Raw genomic sequence first — 8,531 nt, 5'->3', positions numbered from 1 at the left:
CCGACGTAGGTGATGTAGCCGTCCGCGTCCACCGACGCGACGTCACCGGTGTGGTACCAGCCGCCCTCCATCGCGGCGGCGTTGCGCTCCGGGTCACCTTGGTAGCCGGTCATGAGCGGCACCGGGCGCTGCGACAGGTCGAGGCAGATCTCGCCCTCGAGGTTGCCGTCGGCGTCGGGCTCGGCGACACGCGTGTTGGTCAGCGGGTCGACGACGGCGACGGGGACGCCGGGCAGGGGCCGGCCCATGGAGCCCGGCTTGAGTGGGGCCCCTGGCGTGTTGCCGATCGCCGCGGTCATCTCGGTCTGCCCGAAGCCGTCCCGGATGGTCAGCCCCCAGGCCTTCTCGACCTGGGCGATGACCTCGGGGTTGAGCGGCTCGCCGGCACCGATGACCTCGCGGAGCGAGCCGGGCCCGCCGGTGAGGTCGGCGTTGATGAGCATCCGCCACACGGTCGGGGGCGCGCAGAGCGAGGTCACCTCGTGGGTCCGCAGCACCCGCAGCAGTGCCGCGGGGTCGAAGCGCGAGTAGTTGTAGATGAAGATCGTCGCCTCGGCGATCCACGGGGCGAAGAAGCACGACCAGGCGTGCTTGGCCCAGCCGGGGCTCGAGATGTTGAGGTGGATGTCGCCGGGGCGCAGGCCGATCCAGTACATCGTCGACAGGTGGCCGACCGGGTAGGACCGCTGGGTGTGCTCGACGAGCTTGGGCTTGCTCGTCGTGCCGGAGGTGAAGTAGAGCAGCAGCCGGTCGTCGGGCCCGGTCCCCGGGTGCTCGGCCGGACCCACCTCGAGGTCGTATGCCGCTGAGTACGGTTCCCAGCCCACGGGCCCTTCCGCTCCGGCTTGGTCGGAGGCGTCGGACGGGTCGGCGCCGACGGCGATGCGCAGGTAGTCGCCCGGGACGTCCGCGAACTTGTGGACCTCGGTCGCGTTGGTGATGACGGCCCGGGCGGCACCGCGTTCCATGCGGTCGACGAGATCGCCCGGGCCGACGGCGACCGTCGTCGGCATGATGACCGCGCCGAGCTTCATGACGCCGAGCATCGACTCCCAGAGCTCGACCTGGTTGCCGAGCATGAGGACGACGGAGTCGCCGCGTCGCACTCCGATGCGGGCGAGGTGCGCCGCCACCTGGTCGGAGCGCCTGGCCATCTCGTCGAAGGTCACGCTCCGCGCGGACTCGTCCTGCTCGACGATGGTCAGGGCGGGCTCGTCGTTGCCCCGCGCGACGGCGTCGAACCAGTCGATCGCCCAGTTCCAGCGCTCCCCGACGTCGGGGAAGGCGAACTGCGTGATGGCCCGGTCGTAGTCCTCCCGCAGGTCCACGAGGAGGTCGCGCGCCGCGCGGTAGGCCTCGGTCACACTCGGCGTCCGGTCCGTCGTCGTCATGCCACGACTCTAGGACCTGCCCGGAGGCGGGAGGGAAGAGTTCTGCTACCCGTGGTGTGACCCGACGACAAGCCCGCCCTGAGCTCGGTCAGCCGGCTGGTGAGTTCATCATGTCAAGGATGCCCGAGGTGTCCGCGAGCTTTCCGGGCCAGGCCAGGCCGGGCTCGGACACGATCGCGATGAGCTCCTCCTTGGTCGGCAGCGGGGCGGTCGTGGGAGTGAGGGAGCTCTCGCCCTGCAGGGCGACCGCGATGACCCAGACCTGTCGACCGTCGGCGTAGGTGATGCTCGCGGCGCGCGTGCCGTCCGTCGACCCGTAGTGGATCTTGTTGCCTCCGCGCTGGTCGACGAGCGCGCACTGGCCAGGCTCAAGGCGGCCCTGGCCAGTGCCCCCGCACGGCTCCCTCAGCTCCTTCTCCGGGTCCGTGGCCGCCGAGGAGACCACCCGGATACCGCCGAGGCTCTTCTCGCCCTGCTTGGCCCAGGTGGCATGGATGCCGAACCTGTAGAACTCGTCTCGATAGGACCCCGAGCTGTTGCCGTGTCGCGGACGAAGGTAGTCGTCGCTTCCCGCAGCATGCGTGCGGATTGCGGCCTCCATGCGCGTGCCGAGCTCCTCGGTGGTGAGGGCCGCGCCCTTCGTCGCCGATCGGGCGGTGGTCGTGGGCTCCGCTGCTTGGGTCTCCACTGAGGCCGCCGCGGTGCTCGCGACAGTCGCGAAGCCCCCACCCGCAGGGGTGAGGCCCCCGAGGGCGTCACCTGCTCTGGGGATGATGGAGAGGGCCAGCGCGGCCCCCACCACTGCGGCCGTGGCCCCCACGCCAGTCCGCGCGACCCATCGCCGGGTCCGCGCCTGTCGCGCCCGCACCAGGTCCTCTGCGGGGTCGAAGCCGACCGTGGGCAGGGAGTCCTGGGCCCTCAGGAGGAGGTCCCGCAGGTGCTCGTCGTTCATCTCGTGATCCCTTCGTGTTCCGTGGGCGTCGCCGCGAGCAGCTGCTCGAGGCGCGCAATTGCCTTGGCTGTCTGACTCTTGACCGTGCCGGCACTGACACCGAGCACGTCGGCGGTCTCGGCGATGCTGGCTCCCCACAGGTGCCGCAGCACGAGGACCCGACGCATCGACGGCGCCAGCTGTCCCAGGGCCGCGAGCAGCTCGTCCCGGTCCTCGAAGGTGAAGCCGTCAGCAGCCTCCGGCTCGGGAAGGTCGTCGCCTGCTGATCGCTCCCGCGACCACCACGGACGTCGCACGAGGTCGATGTGACTCGTGACGAGGACCCGACGCGCGTAGGCGTCCGGTCCGGCCATCCGTGACACGCGCGGCCAGGCCAGGTAGAGCTTGGTCAGCGTCGTCTGGACGAGGTCCTCGGCCGTCGCGTGGTTGCCGCAGAGCAGATACGCGGTGCGTCGCAGCTGGTCCCGACGCGCAACGACGTAGGCCGTGAACTGTTCGTCCGTTTCCGACATGCCGCTCCCGTGTGAGCTCGCCTTGCCCGCTCGGCCGACCGGGACCGGTCGGTGAGGAGGGCCCGTCACCCGAGAGAACGGGACGGAGACCACGAAGGTTGTCTCCGAGTGGCGATGTCCCCACGATCTTTCCCGAGTCGGCCTCCGGGGTCGACGGGTTACTCTCCCCGGTTGGGCGCGGCGACGGCCGGGAGCGCACAGCGGGCGCGGCCGGAGGCAGCCAGGCCGAGGCAGGCCAGCGCGACCGCCAGGCCGGCGATGACGCCGAAGGCGAGACGACTCGGCTCACCGACGATGGCGAGGACGGCTCCCGCCACCCCGTAGAAGACCGCGGCGGCCATGGAGGCCGCGATCTGCCCTCCTGCATTGTTGCGGCCCTGGTTCGAGTCGTCCGACGCCGACATGATGAGCACGGAGAGCGTGGCGGAGGTCATGCCGATCCCGATGCCTGCCACCGCCCACCCACCGAGGCCGATGGCAGTCGGCACGTCCGCCCAGACGAGGAGGCCGGCCCCGACGAGGCCAGCGGTCAGGAGGGCGAAGCCGACCCGGAGCAGCAGCATCGGCCGTGCCGCGAACCGGCTCTGGATGGCCGAACCGGTCGACCATGTCACGCCGGTGATGCTCAGGCTGAGGCCGGCCGTGAGCGGCCCGTGGTCGCGCAGCACCGTGAGGATGAGGGGAAGGAACGCCCCGATCCCCATGAAGGCAGCGCTGAGCAGGCCGCGCAGCGCGACGACCCCGCCGATGCCACAAGCGGCCCTGAGCGCTCCGCTCGGGAGCAGGCGCCGCGCGGACACGCCGAGCCCGGCGAGGGCCAGGCCGACCCCGACGAGCGCGGTGACGGTGAGCGCCCGGACGGTCAGCTGCTCCGTCACGAGATTGAGCGCGACGAGGGCTGCTGCCGCGAGGAGCGCCCAGGGCAGGACCGCACGCAGTGGGGTCGGCGCCGGCGCCCGCCCCCCGACCGCTTCGGTGCGCGGAAGCCCGCTCGCGACACGTAGGGCCGGTCGTAGCGCGATCCACACCGGCGCGAGGACCACCGGACCGGCGACGAAGATCCAGCGCCAGCCGACCCACTCGGTCACCGCGCCGGTGATGACGGGCCCGAGCACCGACGGCAGCACCCAGGCAGCGGCGAACATCGCGACGACCTTCGGGCGGAGGGCGGGATCGAGGACGCGGGCGACGAGGACCATGACGCCGACGTCGAGCAGCCCCTCCGCGAGACCGCTGAGCAGCCGTCCGAGCACGAGGGCCGGCAGCGCGGTCGAGCCCGCCACCGCCACCATGCCTCCGACGAAGGTGAGTGCGCCGGCCCGGAGGACGGGGACCGGTCCGCGCCGGTCGGCCCACCAGCCGGCCGTGGCGAGCGACACGAGGTAGGTCGCGAGCGGGGCTGCCCCGACGAGACCGTAGCTCGTCACCGCGTCGAGCTCGAGCAGGACGGTCGGCATGGCCGTCAGCACGGCACGGTTCTCGAACGCGCCCAACGTGACGAGCGCGACGACCGCGACGACGATCGGGGCGTTCTGCCGGGTGAACAGGCCTGCAGCGGAAGGGGACTCGCCAGAGTCTACGACTGTCGTGGATTCAGCGCTCGGGGTCACGAGCTCCACGATGCAAGCTCAAGCGCACCTGAGGTCAAGTGCGATCTCACTCCTCCGCCAGCTCGGGGCGGTCACGCCGGTCGCGGCGCCCGCTCGGCGGCATACGGTCTGTCTCGTCGTCATCCTCAGCCGGCTCGTAACCCGGCCGCCCGTGCGCAGCCCGCCCCTGGGCCACCATGCGGCGCCGGTTGTCGTCCTCGTCGATGAGCCGGTTGATCAGCTGCTGGACGTGGTTGCTGTGCGGGATGTTCTTCAGCGACTCGTCCGGGCTGTCGCCCGCCGACTCGATGCGCAGCGAGCCGGAGTTGATGATCCGGTCGAGGAGCGTCTGCTGGAAGGAGACATCCGTGATCTTCGAGAGCGTGATGTCCTTGCCGGACTTGCTGAGGATCCCGCGGCGCACCATGACGCGGTGTGTCGTCACGACGTAGTGCGTCGTCCGCCAGCGGAGGAACGGGACGACGACCGCGGGGATCGCGATGATGACGATGACCGCCACGGCGATCCACTGGATGAGATTGCCCTGCGAGTCGTCCGGAGTGGCGCGGGCGACGAGAACGGCGGCCGCGACCAGCAGGAGGCCTACGAAGGCGGGCGCCGCGATGGTCAGCCAGTGCGGGTGGATGCTGCGCTCGACCCTCTCGCCCTTGGCGAGGACGTTCTCCGGGAATCCCATGGCGCCAGCGTAGGGCTCGGCACGCCACTTCGGGTGGCGGCCACCCCGGACCGCCCTTACTCTCCGTAACGACGCCGCGGCCATCCGTGCGTCGGTTCTTGCAGTGCCTCTGGTTGACATCGCGGTTGACACCCCCCAAAGGAGAGCGCAGTGAAGAGCACCACACCACGCGGCCGTCTGGCTGCGGCAGTCCTCACCCTCGCCACCACCCTCGTCCTCGGCCTCGTCTCGGCCCTCACCCTGGCCGTGCCGGCGCACGCTGCCGGAGGCAGCTACGTCGCTCTCGGCGACTCCTACTCCTCCGGCACCGGCACTCGGACGTACATCAACGACGGCACGAGCTGTCAGCGATCCGTGTACGCCTACCCGTCCCTCGACGCCGCGGCCCTCGGCCTGTCCCTCACCTTCCGAGCCTGCTCGGGAGCGACCGTCGCAGACGTCACCAACACGCAGCTGTCCGCCCTCACCACATCCACGAACTTCGTGACGATCTCCGTGGGCGGCAACGACGCCGGGTTCGCGGATGTCCTCACCGAGTGCGCGCTGCCGGGCTGGATGAGCAACTGCAACGGTGCGATCGACGACGCGCAGTACATCATCAACTACGTCCTGCCGAGCCGGCTCTCGTCCCTCTACGGCTCGATCCGCGCCAAGGCGCCCAACGCGAAGGTCATCGTCGTCGGCTACCCGAGGATCTTCATGGGTGAGGACTGCAACGCCTTCACGTGGTTCTCGCCGTCGGAGCAGTCCCGCCTCAACTACACGGCCGACCTGCTCAACTCCCGGACGTACTCGGCCGCCAGGGCGCGGGGCTTCACCTTCGTCAACCCGACGTCGCGCTTCATCGGCCACGCCGTGTGCAACGACGTCGAGTGGATCAACGGGCTGTCCTACCCGATCTCGGAGAGCTACCACCCCAACGTCGCCGGGCACCGCGACGGCTACGCCTACCTGACCAAGCCCGTCTTCGGCGTCACCGCCTCCAGCAGCGCGGCCACCACCCTGTCTGCGAGCGCCCTCGCCGAGGACGCCAAGCGGTATGCCGCCCTCGACCGCAGGATCAAGCCCAAGGAGTTCGTCGCACCCGACCTGACGACGCCGCGTGCCAAGGCCGCCGCGGCAGCGGCCGGCGTCGACCTGTCGAGCCGGGCGAGCATCGACCGAGCCGACCGGATCTGGTCCGAGCGACAGGCCGCGGAGCTCGCCGGTCGCGCGGCGAGCCGGGCCGGCTGACGGCCGTCCCCCAACCCCACGCCCGAGGTTGTGGCCGGCGCTGACGACGTATCGTCGGCGCCGGCCACAACGGGCCGGCCGGTCCTCTGCGGGTGATACAGACCTTCCGGCGGAACCTACCCTCGGTTAACCTCGCGCTCGTGGCACCGTGGCCACCACGTATCACCACCGAGGAGCACCCATGACCGAGGTCAGGTCCAACCACCCGCTCACCGATCCCACCGGTGCCGTCGTCCCCTCGTCGGTCCCGACGCACTGGTACAACCTTGCGGCGGACCTGCCCGAGCCCTGCCCACCCGCCCTGCATCCGGGCACCCAGCAGCCCCTCGGGCCGGACGACCTCGCGCCGCTCTTCCCCATGGCCCTGATCCAGCAGGAGGTGACGACGGAGCGCTGGGTCGAGATCCCGCAGACCGTGCGCGAGATCTACGCTCGGTGGCGCCCCTCCCCGCTCATCCGCGCCGATCGTCTGGAGCGCGTCCTCGGGACGCCGGCCAGGATCTTCTACAAGTACGAGGGCGTGAGCCCGGCCGGCTCGCACAAGCCCAACACCGCGGTCGCGCAGGCCTACTACAACGCCGTCGAGGGGACGACGAAGCTCACCACCGAAACGGGCGCCGGGCAGTGGGGAGCCTCGCTCTCGCTCGCCTGCTCCCTGCTCGGCCTCGACTGCGAGGTGTGGCAGGTCCGGGCCTCCTACGACCAGAAGCCCTACCGCCGCTACCAGATGGAGACCTACGGCGGCGTCTGCCACCCGTCGCCCTCCGACCTCACCGAGGCCGGCCGCGCCATGCTCGCCGCCGACCCGGACACGTCGGGCTCGCTCGGCATGGCCATCTCCGAGGCCGTCGAGGTCGCCGCCAAGGATCCCAATGCGCACTACGCCCTCGGCAGCGTCCTCAATCACGTGCTGCTCCACCAGAGCGTCATCGGCATCGAGGCCCTCGCCCAGCTCGACGAGATCGGTGAGACTGCCGACGTCGTCTACGGCTGCGCCGGCGGCGGGTCCAACCTCGCCGGACTGTCCTTCCCGTTCATCGGCCGCAACCTGCGCGACGGCGCGACGACGAAGGTGGTCGCCTGCGAGCCTGCCGCGTGCCCGTCGCTGACCCAGGGCGAGTACCGCTACGACCACGGGGACGTGGCCGGACTGACCCCGCTCCTCAAGATGCACACGCTCGGCAAGGACTTCGTGCCGCCGCCGATCCACGCAGGCGGGCTGCGGTACCACGGGATGGCGCCCATGGTGTCGCACGCGCTCGAGCTCGGCCTGCTGTCCGCGACGGCCGTCGAGCAGGACGACGCCTTCCGCGCCGGCATCGAGTTCGCGCGCGCCGAGGGCATCATCCCCGCCCCGGAGTCGACCCACGCCGTCGCCGCGGCGCTCGCACACGCCCGTGCCGCGACGACCGACGAGACGATCGTCATCGGCCTGTCCGGCAATGGCGTGCTCGACCTGCCCGCCTACGAGGACTACCTCTGACCGCGGTCCCGCGTGCGGCTGCCGCACGCGGGACCCCGAGGCCTCGACTCTCTCGGGCTATTCCGGCCAGACGCCTGAGGCCCCGCGCCGGTGGCTGGCCATCAGGTGGGTGTCGACCATGCCGATCGCTTCCATGAGGGCATACATCGTGGTCGGCCCGACGAAGGCGAATCCTCTGCTGCGCAGTGCCTTCGACAGAGCCTTCGACTCCTCCGACACGGTCGGCACCTCTGAGCGGTCATGCGGTCGCGGGGTCTCTCTCGGCTGGAAGCTCCAGACGAAGTCGACGAGGCCCTCATCGGCCCGCAGGGCGATCGTCGCTCGGGCGTTCTGGATCGTCGCGCCGATCTTCATCCGGTTGCGGACGATGCCCGCGTCACCCATGAGCCGCTCGACGTCCGCCTCGCCGAATTCAGCCACGACGTCGGGGTCGAAGTCCGCGAAAGCCGCTCGGAAGCTCGGACGCTTGCGCAGGATCGTCACCCATGACAACCCCGCCTGGAAGCCCTCGAGGCAGATCCGCTCGTAGAGTCCCTGCTCGTCGCGGACCGGCATGCCCCACTCGGTGTCGTAGTACTCCATGAGGAGCGGGTCCTCTGCGGCCCAGGCGGGACGCGAGAGACCGTCAGCACCAACCACTGTCATGGTTCGACGATAGGGGTCGCGCCGGACAG

At 70.6% G+C, this 8,531-nt stretch carries 8 protein-coding genes; 2 read left to right on the top strand and 6 right to left on the bottom strand.

Annotated elements, in window-relative coordinates; all coding sequences use genetic code 11:
* The 5 genes from LOY02_RS16220 to LOY02_RS16200 form a co-directional block, all read right to left on the bottom strand.
* On the bottom strand, positions 1 to 1,391 hold a 1,391-nt coding region (locus LOY02_RS16220; protein ID WP_317183407.1), incomplete at its 3' end, for an AMP-binding protein.
* 88 nt (positions 1,392 to 1,479) lie between these two features.
* Positions 1,480 to 2,343, bottom strand: a complete 864-nt coding sequence (locus LOY02_RS16215) for a hypothetical protein (RefSeq protein WP_317183406.1) — start codon at positions 2,341 to 2,343, stop codon at positions 1,480 to 1,482.
* Entirely contained in the window at positions 2,340 to 2,855 is a 516-nt protein-coding gene (locus LOY02_RS16210) for a SigE family RNA polymerase sigma factor (protein WP_317183405.1), read from the bottom strand. The genes LOY02_RS16215 and LOY02_RS16210 overlap by 4 nt, the downstream gene beginning before the upstream one ends.
* A gap of 158 nt (positions 2,856 to 3,013) precedes the next feature.
* Positions 3,014 to 4,465: an MFS transporter gene (locus LOY02_RS16205; protein ID WP_317183404.1), complete on the bottom strand. Its 1,452-nt coding sequence runs from the start codon at positions 4,463 to 4,465 to the stop codon at positions 3,014 to 3,016.
* A 46-nt stretch (positions 4,466 to 4,511) separates the two neighbouring features.
* Positions 4,512 to 5,141, bottom strand: a complete 630-nt coding sequence (locus LOY02_RS16200; RefSeq protein WP_317183403.1) for a PH domain-containing protein — start codon at positions 5,139 to 5,141, stop codon at positions 4,512 to 4,514.
* A gap of 150 nt (positions 5,142 to 5,291) precedes the next feature.
* On the opposite strand from LOY02_RS16200, the gene LOY02_RS16195 reads away from it, so the two are divergent.
* Positions 5,292 to 6,374 (top strand): SGNH/GDSL hydrolase family protein, encoded by a 1,083-nt coding sequence (locus tag LOY02_RS16195; RefSeq protein WP_317183402.1) that lies wholly within the window; start codon positions 5,292 to 5,294, stop codon positions 6,372 to 6,374.
* A 181-nt stretch (positions 6,375 to 6,555) separates the two neighbouring features.
* Positions 6,556 to 7,857 carry a TrpB-like pyridoxal phosphate-dependent enzyme gene (locus LOY02_RS16190; protein WP_317183401.1) on the top strand — a complete coding sequence of 434 codons (1,302 nt, stop codon included), beginning with the start codon at positions 6,556 to 6,558 and terminating at the stop codon, positions 7,855 to 7,857.
* Positions 7,858 to 7,914: 57 nt separating this feature from the next.
* Here the strand turns inward: LOY02_RS16190 and LOY02_RS16185 are convergent, their stop codons facing one another.
* Positions 7,915 to 8,502, bottom strand: coding sequence for a DNA-3-methyladenine glycosylase I (locus LOY02_RS16185; protein WP_317183400.1), 588 nt, complete (start codon positions 8,500 to 8,502; stop codon positions 7,915 to 7,917).
* Positions 8,503 to 8,531: the final 29 nt, after the last annotated feature.

It is taken from the genome of Intrasporangium sp. (genome assembly GCF_032907665.1).
Taxonomy (GTDB): domain Bacteria; phylum Actinomycetota; class Actinomycetes; order Actinomycetales; family Dermatophilaceae; genus Intrasporangium.
The sequence above is the reverse complement of the archived record's forward strand: the minus strand, read 5'-3'. Positions and strand labels throughout refer to the sequence as shown.

Excerpts from the sequence above, each read along its gene's own strand:
- LOY02_RS16210 (WP_317183405.1), bottom strand. The coding sequence starts at position 2,855 with ATGTCGGAAACGGACGAACAGTTCACGGCCTACGTCGTTGCGCGTCGG.
- LOY02_RS16190 (WP_317183401.1), top strand. The coding sequence starts at position 6,556 with ATGACCGAGGTCAGGTCCAACCACCCGCTCACCGATCCCACCGGTGCC.
- LOY02_RS16185 (WP_317183400.1), bottom strand. The coding sequence starts at position 8,502 with ATGACAGTGGTTGGTGCTGACGGTCTCTCGCGTCCCGCCTGGGCCGCA.
- LOY02_RS16200 (WP_317183403.1), bottom strand. The coding sequence starts at position 5,141 with ATGGGATTCCCGGAGAACGTCCTCGCCAAGGGCGAGAGGGTCGAGCGC.
- LOY02_RS16215 (WP_317183406.1), bottom strand. The coding sequence starts at position 2,343 with ATGAACGACGAGCACCTGCGGGACCTCCTCCTGAGGGCCCAGGACTCC.